Below are 19,251 nucleotides of genomic sequence, written 5' to 3' on the forward strand. Positions count from 1 at the left end.
GCTCAGTTTTAAAGTTCCCGCAATATTGAAAGAATTTGTCGCTGCGGTTAGAACCAGCCTTCCGGTATGACCAGGATATCGCCCGGAAGTACCGCCACATTGGCGGAAATATCGCCGTTGCGCAACAGGTCCTGTAGCCGCACGGGCACTGTCTGCCGTTTGCCCTCGACCACGCGGATGATGTTGGCCTTGTTGCCGGCCGCAAAATCGGTGATGCCGCCGACGGCGATCAGCACGTCCATCAGCGACATGCCCTGCCGGTAAGGCAGCGCCTGCGGCCGCGCCGCCTGGCCGATCACGCGGATCTGCTGCGTATAGGGGCCGACGAAGCTGGTGACAATCACCGTCACCATCGGCTGCTGGATGTACTTGCTGAGCGCCTTCTCGATATCGCGCGCCAGCTCGGTCGGGGTTTTGCCCGCAGCCTGCAAATCCTCCACCAGCGGTGTGGTGATCTTGCCATCCGGCCGCACCGGCACGCTGAGCGACACCTCCGGATTGCGCCAGACGTTGATATTGACCACATCGCCCGCGCCGATCTGGTAGTCGCCCTGCAGCGGCACATCGTCCGGCAAATCCAGCGAGACGCGGCTGGCGCAACCGGCCAGCAGCGCGATCAGCAAACAAAGCAGTGCACGCATGATGTTTCCTCCTCGTTGCCAATGATTCAGAAAACTCGCCGGCCTCTGCTTGATGTGGCTCAACGACTACCCAGTTAAGAAAAATATAATCTGAATTCCGCGCCGACCGTCACTGGAGAGATGCATTATGGAGGAGCTCATCAGCCAGCTGATAGCCAGTCTGAAAGGCATATGGAAATACCGCTGGTACGCCATTTCCATTACCTGGCTGGTGGCCACGCTGGGCTGGATCAAGGTGGCCTTGCTGCCGGACGACTACCAGTCCTCAGCCAAGGTGTTCGTCGATACGCAAAGCATCCTCAAGCCGCTGCTGGCCGGCATGACCACCGTGCCCAATATCGAACAGCAGGTGGCCATCATGAGCCGGACACTGCTGAGCCGTCCGAATATCGAACGCGTCACCCGCATGGTCGACCTGGACATCGCCGCCGCCAACACGCGCGAGCAGCAGAAGCAGATGGACGAGCTGCTGAACAAGATCCGCGTGGTCGGCAGCGGCAACGATATCTACAGCATTACCTACAACCACAGCAAGCCGCAGCAGGCGCGCGACGTCGTGCAGTCGCTGCTGACGATCTTTGTCGAGAGCAGCTACAAGGGCAAAGGGGGCGAAACCCGCAAGGCGGTGCAGTTCATCGACGACCAGATCCGCGCCTATGAGGAAAAGCTGACTGCGGCGGAAAACAGCGTCAAGGAATTCCGGCTGAAGAACAACGGCCTGCTGCCGCGCCAGGGTGTCGATTACAACAGCCAGCTGATGCAGTCATCCGACGCCCTCAACGCCGCGCGGCTGGAGCTGGCCGAGGCCGAACAGGCGCGCAACGCCATCGCCAGCCAGATCAGCGGAGACGAACCGATACTGGGCGCCGACATGGCGCCGGCCGCCATCGACAATCCGGAGCTGGACGGCCGTATTTCCGCGCTCAACAAAAGCCTGGACGCACTGCGCATGCAATATACCGAGCTGCACCCGGACATCGTGGCGGCCCGGCGCCTGGTGGCGCAGCTGGAGGAACGCAAGCTAGAGGAAAGCAAGCGCAAGCAAACCGGCGATCCCGGCAAGAACTACAGCCCCATGCTGCAACAGCTGAAGGTGGCGCAGACCGAGGCAGAGGCGCGCGTGGCCTCGATCAATGCCCGCGTCCAGGAATACAGCCTGCGCCACCAGCGCCTGCTGGCCCAGGCCAACGCGGTGCCGGAGGTGGAAACCGAACTGGCCCAGCTCAACCGCGACTACCAGATCAACAAGGACAACTATGAGAAGCTGATCGGCCGGCGCGAGGCAGCCAAGCTGTCCGGCGACCTGACGTCGACCACTGACATGATGACCATCCGTATCATCGACCCGCCGACGCTGCCGCTGACGCCGATCGGCCCCAACCGCGTGCTGCTGTACTCGATCACGCTGGGCGCGGCGCTGCTGTGCGGCGTCGCCGCGGCATTGCTGATCAGCCAGGTGCGGCCGACCTTCCTCAGCCCGGAAGAACTGCATAGCCGCACCGGGCTCCCGGTACTGGGCACGGTTGCCATGAACTGGACCGACCATGAAAAAGCAAGCGCCGGCACGGCGCCTACTGGTTCGGCGGCGCCACGTCCTGCCTGGTGGCGGCCTACGGCGGCGTGCTGACTACCGCTTTGCTGCGCTGAGGAGACTGCCCATGGAGCATAATCCACGTCATGTCGAGATCAATCTGGCCCGGCTGCATCAGCTGGGCATGGTCACGCAGGATGGCGGCCGCACCTCGGTGGCTGAAGACTTCCGCATCATCAAGCGGCCCTTGCTGCACAAGGCGCGCGGCGGCGCCGACGTCGCGGCCATCCGCCATGGCAACCTGATCGTTGTCACCAGCGCCATGCCGGGCGAAGGCAAAACCTATTGCGCCGTCAACCTGGCCATGAGCATCGCCATGGAAATGGATATCACGGTGCTGCTGGTCGACGCCGACGTCGCCCGGCCGTCGGTGCTCAAGGTGCTGGGCCTGCCGCCGGAACCGGGCCTGATGGACATCCTGCTGCGCGAAAAGACCGGCCTGGCCGACGTCATCCTGCGCACCAATGTGCCAACGCTGAGCGTGCTGCCGGCCGGCCGCGCCAACAAGCACGCCACCGAACTGCTGGCGAGCCGCAGCATGAGCCGGCTGCTGACCGAGATCGCCGAGCGCTATGCCGACCGCGTCGTCATTTTCGACTCGCCGCCGCTGCTGATGACCACCGAGGCCAGCGTGCTGGCAGCGCAGATGGGCCAGATCGTGATGGTGGTCGAATCCGAGCGCACCAGCCAGCACGCCGTCAAGCAGGCGCTGCGACGGATCGAGCAATGCCCGAACATCAGCCTGCTCTACAACAAGAGCACGGCCTTTCCCGGCGCCGCATACTATGGTTATTATGATTAGCCTGGCGCGGCGCGGCGCAACGGGCGGCTGCGGCTTGATGCTGCTGATGCTGCCGGCCATCGCCGCGCCGGCCGACTGGAGCGTCACACCCACCGTGCGCTTGCGAGAAAGCTACACCGACAATATGAACCTGGCCCCGGACGGGCAGGCGCGCGGCCAGTTCGTCACCGAGCTCGCGCCGGGCGTGCTGGTCAGCACCACCGGGCCGCGGCTGCAGGCGGCGCTGTCCTACACGCTGCAAAAGGTCGCTTATACCCGTCAAGCGGACCGCACCAGCCAGCAACTGGACGCCCATGGGCATGCGGAAGTGCTGCCGGACTGGCTGTTCGTTGACGCCCGCGCCGGCATCACCCAGCGCAACGTCTCGGCCTTCGGACCGCAGCTGGTAGACCCGGCTATTAGCAACAGCAACACCAGCACCGTGCGCGCCCAGGCCTTCAGTCCGTATCTGCGCCATCATTTCCGCGGACTGGCGACCGCGCTGTTGCGCTACGACTATCAGCATGTGGGCAGCGGCGGCCTGCTGGATGTGCGCAGCCGGGCAGCCACGCTGCAACTTACCGGCGACAACGCCGGACGCGGCTGGAACTGGGACCTCCGGCTGCGCCGCTCGGAAATAGACGACGCCGCACTGGCGCCGGTCACCATGAGCGACGCCTCGCTGACGCTGAGCCATCCGATCAATAACAGCCTGGCCGGCTTCGGCACCATCGGCTACGAAAAGCAGGACTATCATTCGCTCAGCGCCCAGCCGCAGGGCAAATACGGCACGCTGGGCGCGGTGTGGACGCCGTCGCCGCGCACCCGGCTGTCTGCCAGCCTGGGGCGGCGCTATTTCGGCAAAACCTATGGCCTGGAGGCCAGCTACCGGCTGCGCAGCATGTATTGGACGCTGGCCTACAGCGAGGACATCACCACCACGCACGGCGAGTTCCTCAGCATTCCACCGGCGGGCCTCAGCGATTTCCTGTTTGAATTGTGGGCCACGCGCATTCCCGATCCGCAACTGCGACTGAAGACGATACAGGTCTTCCTGGCGATTTCGCAGATGATGGGGGCGGAAGGCAATGTCAACTTCTTCAGCCATCGCTATTATTTGCAGAAGCAGGGGCGGCTGTCGGGCGTCTACAGCACGCCGCGCAGCGCACTGGCGGTGCACCTGGCCAGCACCGGACGCACCGGGCAGACCACCAATGCCATTGACAGCGTGCTGCTGGGTCCGGACCAACTATCGCTGACCGACCGCACCCGCCAGACCAGCCTGCAAGCGGGATGGAACTGGCGCATGTCGGCGCGCGGCAATCTTACCGTGGGCGCCAGCCACAGCCGCGCAAAATCCCTGACCACCGGCCGCGAGGACCGCAACAGCGCCGTCACGGTCGGCCTGACGCGGCAACTGTCCGCCCGCATCAGCGCCAGCGCCGACCTGCGCCATGTCCGTCACACCAGCAACGCTGGCGGCAACTACCGCGAGAACGGCGTCGGCGCGTCCTTCATCGTCGCGTTTTAAGGAGAGCTGGCCATGTCGCGCCCTTACCGCATTGTCTGTGTCGTCGCAGCCCGCCCCAACCTGGTCAAGATAGCCCCGCTGCTGGCGGCCTTCCAGCCGCCGCAAACCCAGGTTGAAACCGTGCTGGTGCACACAGGCCAGCACTACGACGCCGACATGGATGCGCAGTTCTTCAACACGCTGGCGCTGGCCGAGCCGGACTTTCGCCTGCAAGTCGGCTCGGCCAGCCACGCGGTCCAGACAGCCGAGGTGATGCGCCGCTTCGAGCCGGTACTCGATCAACTGGCGCCCAGCGCCGTGTTGGTGGTCGGCGATGTCAATTCGACGCTGGCCTGCGCGCTCACGGCGGCCAAGAAACAGATCCCCGTGCTGCATGTGGAAGCCGGCCTGCGCAGTTTCGACCGCACCATGCCGGAAGAAATCAACCGCGTGCTCACCGATCAGCTGTCGGAGCTGCTGTTCACCAGCGAGGCCAGCGGCACCAGTAACCTATTGCGCGAGGGCATCCCGCCGCACCGCGTGCACTTCGTCGGCAACGTCATGATCGATACCTTGCTGGGCCAGCTACCAAGGGCGCCATCGACCGCTTCCGTGCTGCGCCAGGCGCATCTGGCCGGCTTCATCGGCGACGGCGCTCATTACGCGTTGCTGACACTGCACCGGCCGTCCAATGTCGACGATCCGCGTCGCCTGCGCGCGCTGATGACCGCCATGGTCAAGCTCAGCGAAGACCTGCCGATCCTGTTTCCGCTGCATCCCCGCACCCGCGCCATGCTCAAGCAACACGAACTGGCGTCGCTGCTGGACGCGCCACGCATCGCCTGCCTGCCGCCGCAATCCTATCTGAACATGCTGGGGCTGATGAAACATGCTTGCGTGGTGCTGACCGACTCCGGCGGCATGCAGGAGGAAAGCACCGTGCTGCGCGTGCCGTGCCTGACGCTGCGCGAGAACACCGAACGGCCGGTCACCGTCAGCGAGGGCAGCAACGCCATCGCCGGCCGCGACCCGGCCGTGATCCTGGCCTTGTGCCGCGACATTCTGCGCTACGGCGGCAAATCCGGCCGCATCCCGCAGTACTGGGACGGCCACGCGGCCGCACGCATCGTCACCGCCACCACCAACTGGCTGCAAACACGGCGCGAGCGCCGCGCGTGACACAGCAGCCGCGCCCGCGTCGCGCCGGGCTTTGCGGCGGATCAATCCGCAAGATGGTCAAGCTGGCATATTGGACTTTCACCCTCGGGAACTCGATCATGCGCGATCTGCTTTTCCTTTGCCATCGGCTGCCATTTCCGCCCAACAAGGGTGAAAAGATACGCGCCTATCACGCGCTGCAATACCTGCGGCGGCATTTCCGCGTGCACCTCGGCAGCTTTCTCGACTACGACGAGGACGTCGGTGACGCACGTCAGCTGGCGGCCGAGTGCGCCAGCAGCTGCTTTGTACGCATGCCGCCACATTGGGCACGGCTCTCGGGCCTGTCGGCCCTGCTACGCGACGAAGCGTTGAGCCTGCCATATTTCCGTCACGCGACTTTGCAGCGCTGGGTGAACAAAACGCTGGCCGAGCGGCGCATCACCACCTGCCTTGCCTATTCCGGGCCGATGGCGCAATACCTGCCTTCCAGTACGCAGCACGGTCCCCTGTGGCGGGTGCTGGACCTGGTTGACGTCGATTCGGAAAAATGGCATGGCTATGCCGACGACAAGCCCTGGCCCATCTCCGGCCTGTACCGCCGCGAAGGGAGGCTGCTGCTGGAATTCGAACGCAAAGCCGCTGCCGAGTTTGACCGCGTGCTGCTGGTTTCGCCGGCAGAGGCCGATCTGTTCAAGCGTCGTGCGCCGGAATCGGCCACCAAGGTCGATTACTACAGCAATGGCGTGGACAGCAGCTACTTTGCGCCCTTGCCAGCACATCCGTCGCCGTTTGGCGGCGCGCCGGCCATCGTCTTCACCGGCGCGATGGATTACGAGCCCAATATCGAGGCCGCCAGCTGGTTTGCGCAGCGCGTGATGCAGCAGTTGCGGACGCAGCATGCCGACCTCGAATTTCACATCGTCGGCTCGCGCCCGACCGCTGCCGTGCGCGATTTGCGCCACTTGCCCGGCATCAAGGTCACTGGCACCGTGCCCGATGTGCGCCCCTATCTCCAGCACGCCGCGCTGGTAGTCGCACCGTTACGGGTGGCGCGCGGCGTCCAGAACAAGGTACTTGAAGCGATGGCGATGTGCAAGACCGTGATCGCCTCGCCGCAGGCGCTGCAAGGCATAGACGCGACGCACGGGACCGAAGTGCTCTGTGCCGACGGCGGCGCGGAATTCATCAGCGTGATCTGCCGCCAGCTGCATGCGCCGGACGCCGGCATCGGCGTTGCCGCGCGCCGGCGCATCCTTACCGATTATGTCTGGGGCAGGAACCTGCAACGACTCGGGCGCGTGCTTGGCATCGGCAGCAGCACGCCGGTGCCGGTGCCTGAAATTCATCGCACATCGATGGAGCGCACATCATGAGCGGCGCCCACCCCGCCCTGCTATCGCCGCTGCCACCCACGCCGGGTCCGCAACCGCTTGCCAGCCTGCGCTGGGCGCACGCCAGCCTGGCCGTCACGCTGCTGGCGCTTTTGCTGATCTACCTGCCGACGGCCAGCACCGTCGTTAGCGTGTGGTGGCGCTCGCCGACCTTCAACCACGGCTTCCTGATCCTGCCGCTTGCCGGCTGGCTGATCTGGCGGCGGCGTGCCCTGCTGTCGACGCTGCCGCGCGCGCCGTGGCTCCCTGGCATGGCCGTGCTGGCCTTGCTGGGCGCGGCATGGATGGTGTCCGCGGTCGCCAATGTGCGTGTGCTGCAACAATATTGCTTGGTGCTGATGTGCATTACGGCAGTGGCCACCCTGCTGGGCCGCAAGATAACGGCGGCGCTCGCCTTTCCGCTGGCCTATACGCTCCTCGCTGTGCCGTTCGGCGAAGTCCTTATGCCGCCGCTGGTCGATTTCACCGCCACCTTCACCGTGACGCTGCTGCAACTGGCCGGTATTCCTGTTTTCCACGAAAATAACTTTATTGCGCTGCCAACCGGCAACTGGTCGGTGGCAGACGCGTGCAGCGGCCTGCGCTACCTGATCGCCTCGCTCGCGCTGGGCATGCTGTACGCTTGCATAAATTACCAGAGCACGCTGAAGCGCACGATATTCATCGCCATTTCGCTGCTGCTACCAGTCATCGCCAATGGCGTGCGCGCGTGCATGGTGGTGCTGATCGGCCATTGGAGCGATATGAAACTGGCCGCCGGCGTTGACCACCTGATTTATGGCTGGGTATTCTTCGGCCTTGTGATGGCGCTGTTGTTCAGGTGCGGCGCGCACTGGCGTGATCCAGATGCGCAGCGATCGATGCCTGATGCCGTCACCGCGCCGTCGCGCCTTGAGCACGCTCCCGCTGCGCACTTCGCACGCACCGCCACCGCAATCGTCAGCGTCAGCGCCATCTGGCCGCTGCTGGCTGCGATGGCGCTGCGCGCGCCGGTGGACCTGTCGCCGGAACCGATCCTGTCGTTGCAGCCGCCGCCGGCGCCATGGCGCGCTAGCGCGATGCGTGCCGGTGACTGGCACATGCTGCATCGGGGCACGCCCCAGCGCGTATCCAACAACTACAGCGACGGCCGCCGCAGCGTGTCGCTGCAACTGACGTGGTATCGCCATCAAGCGGAAGGCGCGGAGCTGCTGGCGCCGGTGCGGCGCACCGTCGTCTCCGGCGCGCCGCAGTGGGAGGAAGTGGCGTCCAGGCACCGCACTATCACGATCGGCGGCCGCCAGTTGGCGGTGCGACAGTCGGTGCAGCAGGCGGCCAACTACAAACTGCTGGTCTGGCGCTGGTATCGCCAGGACGGAATCGACACCGCCAGCGCGCAACTGCTCAAGCTGCTGCTGGCCAGGGCCAAGCTGTCAGGAGGCAACGACGCCGGCGCGGAAATCGTTGTCGCCTCCGTCTATGAGGAGCAGCCGGTGCAGGCAGAGGCCGCCATGCGCGACCTGTTGGCCGCCTTGCTGCCTGCCATAGACCAGGCGCTGCGCCATGTCGAGCGCTGAATGCGATATCGCCAATCATTGAAAAAGGGATAGCCATGTGTACCATCGCCGGGATTTTTGATCTCGATCACCAGCCGGGCGTCGGACTAGTCCATTGGCGGATGCCGCTCGGCGACCTCGGCGACGGCCAGCATCCAGTGTCCAACAATGGCACCACCATTGGCGTCGTCTCTAATAGAAACGATCCCAGCGCCGCGCTCTGCTCCCTGCTGGCGTCTGCCGCATGAACGGGCTGCGCATTGCCCTGATCGGACCGCTGCCGCTGCCGGCAGGAAGCACGGCCAACCAGACGCTCCAGCTGGCCGAGCTGCTACGCGGTGCAGGGGCTAAGGTCGAACTGGTGCAGATCAATGCACCGTGCTGGCTGGCCTGGGCTGCGCAAGTACGCGGTGTGCGCGCCGCGCTGTATCTGCCGCCGTATCTGTGGCAACTGTGGCGCGCGGCCGGTCGCGCCCAGCTGTTGCATGTGATGCCCGGCGCGGACTGGTCATGGCGCCTGCATGTGGCGCCGGCCATCTGGATCGGCCGCATGCGCGGTAAAGCGGTGCTACTCAATTATCGCGACGGCGGAGCCGCTGCATTCCTGGGCAGCAGCGCCGCCAGCGTCCGTTTCACCCTGCGCTGCGCCCATGCGGTGATCGTTCCGTCCGCCTATCTTGCGCGCATGTTTGAAGAATATGGCGTCAGCACACAAATTGTGCCCGATGTCGTCAATCTGGACCATTTTTTCCTGCGGTTCAGCGTCCGCGCCAAGCCCGCATTTTGATCGCGCGCCACCTTGAACCACTGTACGATCACGCCACCGCCCTGCACGCGTTCGCGCTGGTGCGCAAGCGCCTGCCGCACGCGCGGCTTACCATCTGTGGCGAAGGGCCAGAACTGCCGCGTTTGCAACGCCTGACCGAGGCGCTGCAACAGCCGGCCGCCGTGCATTTCGCCGGCAAAACCGACAACATCGCGATGGCGGCTCACTACCAGCAGGCTGATCTGTTGCTCAATCCCGGCCTGGCCGACAACATGTCCAATTCCGTGCTGGAAGCGTGGGCATGCGGCGTGCCGGTGGTCAGCACCCGCGTTGGCAGCGTGCCGGATCTCGTGCAGCACGACCGAAACGGCCTGCTGGTGCCTCCCGGCGACGTCCAAGCCATGGCCGATGCCATGTTGTCCATCCTTACGCAGCAAGGCACTGCTGACCGGCTCGCCACCGCCGGCCTCGCCGCGGCCCAGCGCTACAGTTGGGAGCGTGTGGCGCCCTTGTTGAAGGCGCAATACCGCCGAATAATCAGGCGCCCGTCGCAAAGTGCGTACACGGCGCTGGTGTCGGGCTTGCTGTTCCCGCTACACGAATGGCTCAAGCGCCACAACAGCCCGGCGCTGCGGCGGCACATGGAAGCAACACAATGGTGGCCGCGCGCCCGCATCGAGGCCTTGCAGGTGCAGCGCCTGCGCGCGCTGTTGTTGTACGCCTCGGAGCACGTGGCGTACTACCGGCAACTGTATGCGCGCATCGGCTTCGACGCCAGCCGCGTGAACGATCTGAGCGACTTGCGCTGCCTGCCGATACTGCGCAAATCCCACATCAACGACCGGCGCGATGATTTCTGCGCCGACGGCAGCGGCCGCATGCAGCTGTTCTCCACCGGCGGCTCCAGCGGCGAACCGCTGATTTTCTATCTTGGCAAGCAGCGCATCAGCCATGATGTCGCTGCCAAGTGGCGCGCCACCCGCTGGTGGGGCGTCGACATCGGCGACCGCGAGGCGGTGATGTGGGGTTCGCCGATCGAACTGCACGCCCAGGACGCATGGCGCGCTCGGCGCGACAATATCATGCGCAGCGACTTGCTGCCGGCATTCGATCTGTCCCCCGCCCGGCTGGACGATTACCTGTCACGGCTGCAAAAGCGGCGGCCGGCCATGCTGTTTGGCTATCCGTCGGTGATGTGCTTGATGGTGCAGCACGCGCAAAAGCGCAACATTGCGCTCGATCGCCTCGGCGTGCGGGTCGTGTTCGTTACAGCCGAACGACTGTACGAACACCAGCGCGCGCTGTTGAGCAACGCCTTTGCCGCGCCGGTCGCCAACGGCTATGGCGGGCGCGACGCCGGCTTCATCGCCCACGAATGCCCCGAAGGCGGCATGCACATCACGGCCGAGGACATCATCGTCGAGATTCTCGATCCGCATGGCGAGCCGGTACCTGCGGGCGAAAGCGGCGCCATCGTCATCACTCACCTTGCCAGCCGGGACTTTCCGTTCATCCGCTATGCAACCGGCGATGTCGGCGCGCTTGATCCGCGCCCCTGCCGGTGTGGACGTGGCTTGCCATTGCTGCAACGGGTGGAGGGCCGCGTCACCGATTTCGTCGTCACGCGCGACGGCACGGTGATGCATGGACTTGCCCTCATCTACATCCTGCGCGGCGTGCCGCAGGTGCGCGCCTTCAAGATCATCCAGGAAAGCCTGGAGTGCACCCGCGTGCTGCTGGTGAGCGTGGATGGCCTGCCGCCGGCACAGCGGCTCAGCATCGTGACGCAGTTCCGGGCACGGCTGGGAGACAGCGTGGAAATCGTAATCGAAGAGGTGGCGGCGATACCGGCCGAGGCGTCCGGCAAACATCGCTATGTGGTCAGCAAGGTCGCCAGTCACTGAGGAGCTATCGTATGCCGTTAATCATCCACGCCGTAACGCTGGTGCTGATTTTGTACAACTTGTACAAGCTGCGGCAGGCCCATCTGCTGCTCTACGAGCTGCGCGACCAGTCGCGCCAGGATAATGCCACGCTGTTCCGCCAGCTGGAAGCGCTGCAGGGCTTGTACGCCGAACTGAATCTGAAAAACAGCCTGCCGCCAACACGTGGCTGGGCGGCGTCGCCGGATTTTCTGCTCGAACTGGCGCGTCACGCGCGTGGCGCCCGGCCGCAGCACGTGGTCGAGTGTAGCAGTGGCGCCTCGACGCTGGTGCTGGCCCGCTGCATGCAGATAAACGGCGCCGGAAAGGTATTCAGCCTTGAGCATGATCCGCACTACGCGGCGCAGACCCGCGCGCAGCTTCGCCATCATGGTTTGTCGGACTGGGCCCAGGTGCTCGACGCACCGCTGATGCCGCACCGGCTGAGCGACGAGGACTGGCTTTGGTATGACCTGCGCGCGCTGCCGGCGGACATGCCGATCGACCTGCTGGTCATCGACGGCCCGCCTCAAGTGACCCGCAAACTGGCCCGCTATCCGGCCGGCCCGCTACTGTTCCCCGGCTGGCGCCCGGCGCGCAGATTTATCTGGATGACGCCGCCCGCGACGACGAGCAGGCCATCCTGCTACGCTGGCAACAGGAGTTTCCTGCCCTTCAGCAGTCGCAGCGCATGTGCGAGAAGGGTTGCGCCGTGCTGGTCAACGCTCCCTGACCATGGCGGTTTCTATAGGATGCGTCTGGTGATAGGCGTCACGCGCCGCGCGCTGTGCAGCCTGGTGCAGGAACACAGATGCCGGAGTCAACTCAACGCCAAAGCTGCCCACGCCGCCGGACATCCGTTCCAGCACCATCTGGCCGACGTTGGCGCGGTAGTGCGACGTTTCCCAGTAGTTGACCATCTCCGGCCTGCCGCCCGCTTGCGGCGGCGGCTCCGTGGTCACATCGTTGAAGCCGGAAAAATCAAACACGCGCACGTCGCATCCCTGGCGGCGGCGTTCCTCGGCGAGCGCCGACAGCTGCGATTGCCAGGCCTCCATCACCGGCCACTTGCCGGCCCAGTACAAGGCGTCCGCCGTCATCGCGTGCGTGGGATTCACGTACAGCATCACCCGCGTACCGGCGCGGCACAGGCCGGCGACGCTCTCATCCAACTCCCGCATAGCGTCCGCAGTCGGCCCCGCACCGCGCGCAAAGTCGCGCACTCGCGGCAAAATCGCAGCGCTGGTGCCGCCAAGGCTATCGATGCGCTCCCGCACGCAGCGGCCATCCCGCTGACCGTACAGCGCCAAGCTGGACTGGCAAACCGCGCCAAACGTTCCACGCAGCACGCGGATCGCATCCATGGTCATATCAACGCTGATGGCGCGCTTGAGATTAATCATCAAGCGGCGCAGGAAATAATGCTTGTCCTCCGCCACCAGCCCACGTTCAAAGTCGGTATTCCCAAGCTCCATGGAAAACGACGGCGCATCGATGCCCCATACCACGGTATCGAGCCTGCTGACGGCAGCCGCATGGCGCACCATCGCTGCCGCGTCCCCGAGCGAGGCGCCTGACAACGCGGCGTTGAACACGCGGCGCTGGCCGAAGACCACGCTGTTCACGGGCAAGCCCAGCTCCGTGCGGGAATTTCCGACGTATAGCACCTCGGGCCGGAAGCGCGCCAGCGCATAAGTTTTCCCCCATGGACTGAGTTTTTCCCGTCCCGGCAGCAGGCGCTGCACATTCGGCGTGTTCCATTGATGGATCAGGTACGGGTCGACATGGTAGTTGAGCGCTGCCACCGCCACTGTCGCCACCAGGCTGATACCGCAAAAAATTGCGACATAGCGTCGCCAGTCGGCTTGAGCATGCATGGTCAGAATTGGAAATAGAGGAATTCACTGACCCTGTTCATATTGAACAGGCAGCCCAGGAAAGCACATGCCATCAGCGCGCCGCGCCACAGCGCCGGTGGCCACTGAAAGCGCAGCCCGAACAGCTCCTGCGTGTTGGGCGCCCAGAACGCCAGTCCCATCGCCAGCAACAAGGCCGGAATGGCCGGTCCGCTGAAATCGATCCAGCGAATGCCATCGAAAAAAGGCTGCCAGCCGAGCATGCCAAGTTCCCCGGACCAGCGCGCCAGCCCGCGCGGCAGCGAAACCCCATTGGCGCCAGCCAGGCCTTGCAGCACTTCCCCAGCGGTGGCGAGGTCAGGTGCGCGAAATATCACCCAAGCGATCATCACCGCCAGCAAGGTCAGCCAGCGTCCCCACCAGCGCGATGGGCTTGGCCGGGCCAGTGCCTGCCAGCCGTGATGCAGCACCAGGTAAGCACCATGCAACGCCCCCAGACAACGAACGTCCAGCCAGCGCCGTGCCACAGGCCGCCGAGCAGCATCGTCAGCATCAGGTTGCGGTAACGGCTCGATGTGCCGTGACGATTGCCGCCCAGCGGAACATACAGATAATCGCGCAGGAAACGCGACAAGGTCATATGCCAGCGCCGCCAGGAATTCGCTGATGTTCGCGGCCTTGTACGGCGAATTGAAGTTCAATGGCAAGCGCACGCCAAACAGCCGCGACAAGCCGATGGCCATGTCGGAGTAACCGGAAAAATCGAAATACAGCTGCATGGTGTAGGCCAGCGTGCCGATCCACGCCTCCACCAGCTGTGGCTGGCCGTTGGGCGCGAACACCGGCGCCACCAGCACGGAAATCGGATCGGCCAGCAGCACCTTTTTCGCCAGGCCGATCACGAAAATTGACAGGCCAATGCCGATGTCTTCCATATTAAATCGGGCCGGATGGTCGAACTGCGGCATCATTTGCTTGTGATGCAGTACCGGACCGGCTATCAGATGCGGAAAATAGCTGACAAACAAGGCATACTGCACCAGCCGGTACTCGCCCTTTCCGCCTCGGTAGCAATCGACTAGGTAAGCAATTTGGGTAAAGGTAAAGAATGAGATGCCGACCGGCAGAACAATATCCCAGCCCGGCCCTGGCAGTAAGAAGTTGGCGTACTTGTAGTAGCCCAGCAAAGCCAGGTTGGCAATCATGCCAAACACCAGCAGGCGCCGGTACTGCGCGCACCAGTAGTTGAACAAGATCGACCCTAGCAGCAACGGCAGATAGCGCTGGTCCCAATAGCCATAGAAAAACAGTGACGCCAGCGCGAGCCATGCGGCGATCCAGGCCGGGCGCCAGCGCAGCAGCACAAAATAGCCTGCCAGCACCACCGGCAGGTAGAGAAACAGAAAGCTGAACGAGTTAAACAGCATCGCCAGCCTCTCGCTTGCTGAGCTTGTGCAGATCCTGGTAACAATCAGCGATGCTCAGCGCCACGCGCCGCCAGGTAAAGGCTTGTACCAGCAACCGCACCTGCGCGCGCGGCGGTGGCCGCGTGAGGAAGGATTGAATTGCCTCGCACAGCGCCTGCGTATCGTTCCAGCGCAGTTGTTTCAGCGCGAAGCCGCTGTCCGCCAGGCTCAAGGCGCTTTCGTCGGTCATGACCACCGGCGTTCCGGCAGCCAGCGCTTCCAGTACTGATAACGGATAGACCTCGCCCTGGCTGGGCAGGGCCAACACGGAGGCCGCAGCGTAGGCGCTGGCGAGCAACTGATCGTGGTGTTCCAGTTGGCCCAGCCACATCACCTTTGGTGATTTTAGTAATTGCTGCAGATAGCCCTGATGTTGACGTTGGGCCTGGCCGATCAACACTACCGGCAAGTCCAGCCTTTCCAGCGCGCGCACCAGTCCCTGTTGATTCTTGTACGGCGAAATCGCCCCGACCATCAGCACAAACGGCCCGTCAAGCCCGGTGTGGCGGCGGAAGGAGCTCGCATCCGCGCGGAAAAAGTGGCCCGCTATGCCGTTGGGCAGCACGCGGATGCGCGACGGCTCGACTCTGAAGCCTTCAACCAGCGATTTCTGCTCTGCCTCGCCCAGCGCCACTACCGTCTGTGCCAGTTGCAGGGCGCGCTTGGTCTGGGCGTAACTGGTCTGCACATTCCACTGTGTAAGCCGTCCGGTCAGGCGCTCCGCGATGCGCGCGCGCAAGGCAGAGCGCTTGTTCCAGCCAGGCGACACCAGCGCCGACAGCACCACCGGCACGCCCAGTTCATGCGCCATCTCCACCACCCGATAATTGCCATTAATCGCTGAAAAGACGTGAATGACATCGAAACCGTCGATCCGCTGTCGATTCGGGTCCACCAATTCAACCTCCAGCGACGGCAAGGCCAGCTGGCGCAGCGCGGCGATAGTCGAGCGTACCTGCACTTGCAGGCCGCCCTCGCGCTGGAACAGCATGGGATAGGACAAGATGCCAACTCGCATAAATGTTTCCTCCTCACCTGTGTAGCAGCGCCCAGGCCTTGCGCGCCGCCAGTTTGCATTCATCCGCCAGCGCGTGGCGGACATATTGAATGGCAGCCAGCCACAGCAGCGAACACACCAGCGCCGCCGCCAGCAATTGCGTCGCCGGCGCTGCGGCCAGCGAGCGCACCGCCAGCACGCCGGCCAGGCAGATGACTGCGACAGTGGCGCTGCGCTGGACCGCCGCCATCAACTCCGCGCCCCGCACGGCGATCAGGCGGCGCAGGCAAAAATACGTCAGGCCGCTGCGAAACGTCGCGCCCAGCACCACCGCCCAGCCGACCCAGTACAGGCCGAACGGCGCCGCTACCAGCACCGCCGCCACGCGCACCGGCACCGCCATCGCGTCCAGCCGCGCCTGTGCCTTCACCTCGCCCATCGCCACAAACAGATAGCGCGCCATGCCAAACATGCTGTACAACGCCGACCCCATGCAAATGACGCGGATGACCGGCACGGCAGCGTGCCACTGGTCGCCGTACAGCAGGTGCACCAGTTCCGCCGCCATCAGCGCGACGAAGCCGAAAAACGGCCAGGCCAGCGCCGTCACATAACTTACGGTGGTCAGATAGGCTTGCCGCAAGTCGCGGCCTTCGCGCGCCTGCGCGGAAAACAGCGGAAAGATCACCGGTGAAATGGCGGCGGTCACCAGTTGGTTGAAGACATTGATGACGCCCATGGCCTTGCCGTAAATACCAACCTCGGCCAGCCCGGCTATCTTGCCGATGATTAGCTCCGGCGCCGCCACGCCGGCCTCGTCGATCAAGGTTCCCGCCGTCGACACCGAACCGAAAGAAATAATGTCGCGCACGCCGTGCCACGACGGCAGCCATGGCAAGCCGGCCGGACGGCAGCACAAGGTCGCCAGCAGGGTCGCCACGCCACCCGCCAGCGCACCCAGCGCGAGGCTGAGATAACCCCAGCCGCTGATCGCCAGCGCGACGGCAAACAGCATCTGCGTCGCGCATTGGCTGGTATTGATGGCGAAGACCGCTGAAAAACGCATTTGCCGGCGCAAATACGGCAGGGCGATAGCACTGAACGGCATCAGCACGAAATTGATCGACAGCAGTTGCAGCACGGTTAGCAGACGCGGCTCACGGTAAAACCATGCGGCTGCATAGCTGCCGGCCATCACCAGCACGGCCAGCGACCAGCCGACTACGATGCTGACGCACAGCGCCGCGCGCAACTGCTGCTGGTCCAGCGTGCGCGCCTGGATGATGTAGGCGCCGACACCGAAATCCCGCAACACCTGCACCAGCGCCGCCAGCACCGCGCCGACCGCGTAGACGCCAACCTCGGACGGGGTCAGCAAGCGCGCCAGTACCATCGCCCCGATGGTATTCAGCACGAGCGAGGTATATTTCTCGGAAAACGAGAAGACCAAGGAGAGCCGTGGCCTCATAGCAATCCGTCGTAGAAGTCCCGCACCTGCCGCCCGACCACCACAGTGCTGTAACCCCGCACCACCTCGTCCCGCCCTTGCCTGCCCATCTGCGCCCGTCGCGCCGGGTCCCCCAGCAGTTCGGCCACGGCTTTCGCCGCGCCGGCCAGATCGTGTGCCGGAATCAGCAAGCCGCCAGCACTGTCGCGCAGGATGTCGGCGCTGCCCGGCACCTCGGTTGCCACGGCCGGCACGCCGCACGCCATCGCCTCGATGGTGGCGATGCCGAATCCCTCGTTGCGGCTCATCAGCAGATGCAGATCGAGCGCCGGCATCAGTTCGTGCACCGCCTCGACAAAGCCCGTGAACACCACCCACGGCAACAACTCCATGCGCGACGCCTGCTGGCGCAGCGCTTGCTCCAGCGGACCGGTGCCAGCCAGCACCAGATAAAGTTCCGGGAACCGCGCGCGCAGCATGGCGAATAAATCCAGCGCCATGTCTGGCCGCTTCTGCACGGACAGCCGAGCCACGACGCCGATCACCAGCGCCTGCTGCGGCAATTGCAGCCGCTGACGTGCCTGCAATCGCACCGCCATCGATGGCCGGAAACGTTCCGTATCGACGGAATTCGGGATCACCGCCACGCGGGTGTCCGACGGCATGTAAGGCTGGTAGATCGCCATAAAATTCTGCAACGCCGATGGCGACACCGCGTAGACGCCGCGCACGCCACGAAACGCCTGGTGCAGCAGCCTGTCGTGCCAGTCGGTCAGCGCCGTCGGCGCAAAGGCGTTGTGTACGCTGATCACGGTCGGCAAGGCGCAATGCGCGGCAAGCCAAAGTATGGAAGCCCCGTAGTTGGTCCAGCAAAACGCCACATGCACAAGGCTGGCCTGGAAAGACCGCAAGCGGCCGGCGGCGCCGCGCGCCCGCAGCAAATGCCACCGACGCCAGCGCCAGTCGCCTTCGAAGACCGGTGGCGGATTGAATTGCGCCAGCGTGATTTGCTCTCCGGCCAGCCGGCGCGACCAATCGTCAACGCCGTCGAAGCGCCGCATCGCCAGCGTTGCCGCGTAACCGGCCGCAAGCAGATAGCGCACTTCCTGCGCCATGCGCAGTTCCATGCCACCGAGCTCGCCGGAATAGCTGGTGACCAGCACCGTGCGTTGCCGGCGAGGTTCGCCGCGCCAGGCCTCATAAAAATAGCCGCGCAGAAAAGCCAGCTCCCAGCGATGGCGGAAAGTTTTCGCCACATCGCGCAGGACGGCCGCACGCGCCAGCGACGCCAGTTCCAGCAGAAAGCGCATCAGCATCCAGCGCGGCACGCCCAGTTGTTCGACAAACTTGCCCGGACGTTCCTGCCGGAATTTGCCTCGCCCGAAGCGCCACGCCTTGAGCAGGATGTAATCGGGCTGCACCTGGTGCCGGCGGATATGATGTGACACCCGCGCCGCACGACAAAACCATGGCCGCAACCCTGCCAGCGCCAGTCGCCGCGTCAGCTCGGTCTCGCTGCCCATGGCGTAATCTGCGCCGTTCGGGCCGATCGTGGTGTCGAAGCGATGGCCGGCATCAAACGCGGCTCGACGCACCGCCATGTTGGCGCCCCACACCAGGCCGGGGAACACCGGACCGTCCGGCAGGGACGGCGATGTCAGGCCGTAGGTCAGTCCGGTCGGGATCAGCGGCAACAACCACGATGCCGGCGGCTCTGCCCAGTCCGGAGCGATCATTCCACCGAACACGGCGTAGTCGGGATGCGCCGCCGCGCAGGCGTGCCACTGCAACAGCCAGTCAGGTGCGGGAATGGCATCGTCGTCGGTGAAAATATAGAGCGTGCTGTCGATATCGGCCAGTGCCATTTCCAACGCGCAGTTCAGCGCACGGTTCTTGCCGGCCTGTGGCTCGAGCAACACCTGGAGCGGCAGCCGGCCGGTATAGCTCGCCAGCAGCTGCGGCGTGCCGTCGCTGCTGCCGTTGTCGACCACCAGCAGGCGCCAGCCGCCGGCCGGCGTCGCCAGACGACAGTAGGCGTCCAGCACCTTCGGCAACGTTGCGGCGCCATCGCGGGTCGCCATGAGTACGGTCAACAAGGTCCTGTCTCCCCTGTTTTATGATTGCCAAGGCAAAAGCCCAGTGTACTGACAGGCTCGAACCCATCGTTGAGCCGCATCAATGACTGCC

At 64.4% G+C, this 19,251-nt stretch carries 16 protein-coding genes and 1 pseudogene; 10 read left to right on the plus strand and 7 right to left on the minus strand.

The features are described 5' to 3' along the window. Positions 1 to 47: 47 nt before the first annotated feature. Positions 48 to 641, minus strand: coding sequence for an XrtA/PEP-CTERM system exopolysaccharide export protein (locus tag ACRQ5J_RS15665; protein ID WP_432377826.1), 594 nt, complete (start codon positions 639 to 641; stop codon positions 48 to 50). 127 nt (positions 642 to 768) lie between these two features. Here ACRQ5J_RS15665 and ACRQ5J_RS15670 point away from each other — a divergent pair, with 127 nt between their 5' ends. From ACRQ5J_RS15670 to ACRQ5J_RS15710, 9 genes are all read left to right on the plus strand, one after another. Further along, positions 769 to 2,268, plus strand: a complete 1,500-nt coding sequence (locus tag ACRQ5J_RS15670; protein WP_432377828.1) for an XrtA system polysaccharide chain length determinant — start codon at positions 769 to 771, stop codon at positions 2,266 to 2,268. 31 nt (positions 2,269 to 2,299) lie between these two features. Further along, positions 2,300 to 3,034, plus strand: coding sequence for an XrtA-associated tyrosine autokinase (locus ACRQ5J_RS15675; protein WP_432377830.1), 735 nt, complete (start codon positions 2,300 to 2,302; stop codon positions 3,032 to 3,034). After that, positions 3,018 to 4,544: a TIGR03016 family PEP-CTERM system-associated outer membrane protein gene (locus ACRQ5J_RS15680; protein WP_432377832.1), complete on the plus strand. Its 1,527-nt coding sequence runs from the start codon at positions 3,018 to 3,020 to the stop codon at positions 4,542 to 4,544. Before ACRQ5J_RS15675 ends, ACRQ5J_RS15680 begins: the two co-directional genes overlap by 17 nt. Positions 4,545 to 4,556: 12 nt before the next feature. Further along, entirely contained in the window at positions 4,557 to 5,702 is a 1,146-nt protein-coding gene (wecB, locus tag ACRQ5J_RS15685) for a non-hydrolyzing UDP-N-acetylglucosamine 2-epimerase (protein WP_432377834.1), read from the plus strand. A gap of 98 nt (positions 5,703 to 5,800) precedes the next feature. Beyond that, positions 5,801 to 7,057 (plus strand): TIGR03087 family PEP-CTERM/XrtA system glycosyltransferase, encoded by a 1,257-nt coding sequence (locus ACRQ5J_RS15690; protein WP_432377836.1) that lies wholly within the window; start codon positions 5,801 to 5,803, stop codon positions 7,055 to 7,057. Further along, entirely contained in the window at positions 7,054 to 8,631 is a 1,578-nt protein-coding gene (gene xrtA / locus ACRQ5J_RS15695; RefSeq protein WP_432377838.1) for an exosortase A, read from the plus strand. The genes ACRQ5J_RS15690 and xrtA overlap by 4 nt, the downstream gene beginning before the upstream one ends. Before the next feature lie 35 nt (positions 8,632 to 8,666). Beyond that, a complete protein-coding gene (locus ACRQ5J_RS15700; RefSeq protein ID WP_432377840.1) occupies positions 8,667 to 8,858 on the plus strand; it encodes a hypothetical protein in 192 nt (63 codons plus the stop codon). Next, positions 8,855 to 9,397: a hypothetical protein gene (locus tag ACRQ5J_RS15705; RefSeq protein ID WP_432377842.1), complete on the plus strand. Its 543-nt coding sequence runs from the start codon at positions 8,855 to 8,857 to the stop codon at positions 9,395 to 9,397. Before ACRQ5J_RS15700 ends, ACRQ5J_RS15705 begins: the two co-directional genes overlap by 4 nt. Beyond that, positions 9,394 to 11,280 carry a glycosyltransferase gene (locus tag ACRQ5J_RS15710; protein ID WP_432377844.1) on the plus strand — a complete coding sequence of 629 codons (1,887 nt, stop codon included), beginning with the start codon at positions 9,394 to 9,396 and terminating at the stop codon, positions 11,278 to 11,280. The genes ACRQ5J_RS15705 and ACRQ5J_RS15710 overlap by 4 nt, the downstream gene beginning before the upstream one ends. A 17-nt stretch (positions 11,281 to 11,297) precedes the next feature. Here ACRQ5J_RS15710 and ACRQ5J_RS15715 read toward each other — a convergent pair whose 3' ends face one another. After that, positions 11,298 to 11,690 (minus strand): hypothetical protein, encoded by a 393-nt coding sequence (locus tag ACRQ5J_RS15715; protein ID WP_432377846.1) that lies wholly within the window; start codon positions 11,688 to 11,690, stop codon positions 11,298 to 11,300. On the opposite strand from ACRQ5J_RS15715, the pseudogene ACRQ5J_RS15720 reads away from it, so the two are divergent. Further along, positions 11,604 to 11,777: pseudogene (locus tag ACRQ5J_RS15720) on the plus strand (class I SAM-dependent methyltransferase); the annotation flags it as partial. The gene ACRQ5J_RS15715 and the pseudogene ACRQ5J_RS15720 overlap by 87 nt on opposite strands. Positions 11,778 to 12,017: 240 nt before the next feature. Here ACRQ5J_RS15720 and ACRQ5J_RS15725 read toward each other — a convergent pair. Genes ACRQ5J_RS15725 through ACRQ5J_RS15745 form a run of 5 tightly spaced genes read right to left on the minus strand, consistent with a single transcriptional unit; the run spans position 12,018 to position 19,160 of the window. Then, complete coding sequence (locus ACRQ5J_RS15725) at positions 12,018 to 13,175, minus strand: hypothetical protein (protein WP_432377848.1); 1,158 nt, start codon at positions 13,173 to 13,175, stop codon at positions 12,018 to 12,020. Positions 13,176 to 13,177: 2 nt separating this feature from the next. After that, positions 13,178 to 14,581 (minus strand): MBOAT family O-acyltransferase, encoded by a 1,404-nt coding sequence (locus ACRQ5J_RS15730; protein ID WP_432377850.1) that lies wholly within the window; start codon positions 14,579 to 14,581, stop codon positions 13,178 to 13,180. Further along, positions 14,571 to 15,611 carry a glycosyltransferase family 4 protein gene (locus tag ACRQ5J_RS15735; RefSeq protein WP_432377852.1) on the minus strand — a complete coding sequence of 347 codons (1,041 nt, stop codon included), beginning with the start codon at positions 15,609 to 15,611 and terminating at the stop codon, positions 14,571 to 14,573. Before ACRQ5J_RS15735 ends, ACRQ5J_RS15730 begins: the two co-directional genes overlap by 11 nt. Positions 15,612 to 15,651: 40 nt before the next feature. Next, positions 15,652 to 17,031, minus strand: coding sequence for a lipopolysaccharide biosynthesis protein (locus ACRQ5J_RS15740; RefSeq protein ID WP_432377854.1), 1,380 nt, complete (start codon positions 17,029 to 17,031; stop codon positions 15,652 to 15,654). 50 nt (positions 17,032 to 17,081) lie between these two features. Beyond that, complete coding sequence (locus ACRQ5J_RS15745; protein WP_432377856.1) at positions 17,082 to 19,160, minus strand: glycosyltransferase; 2,079 nt, start codon at positions 19,158 to 19,160, stop codon at positions 17,082 to 17,084. Between the last annotated feature and the right edge of the window lie 91 nt (positions 19,161 to 19,251).

The sequence above is a fragment of the Duganella sp. P38 genome, from assembly GCF_050859475.1.
Taxonomy (GTDB): Bacteria; Pseudomonadota; Gammaproteobacteria; order Burkholderiales; family Burkholderiaceae_D; genus Rugamonas.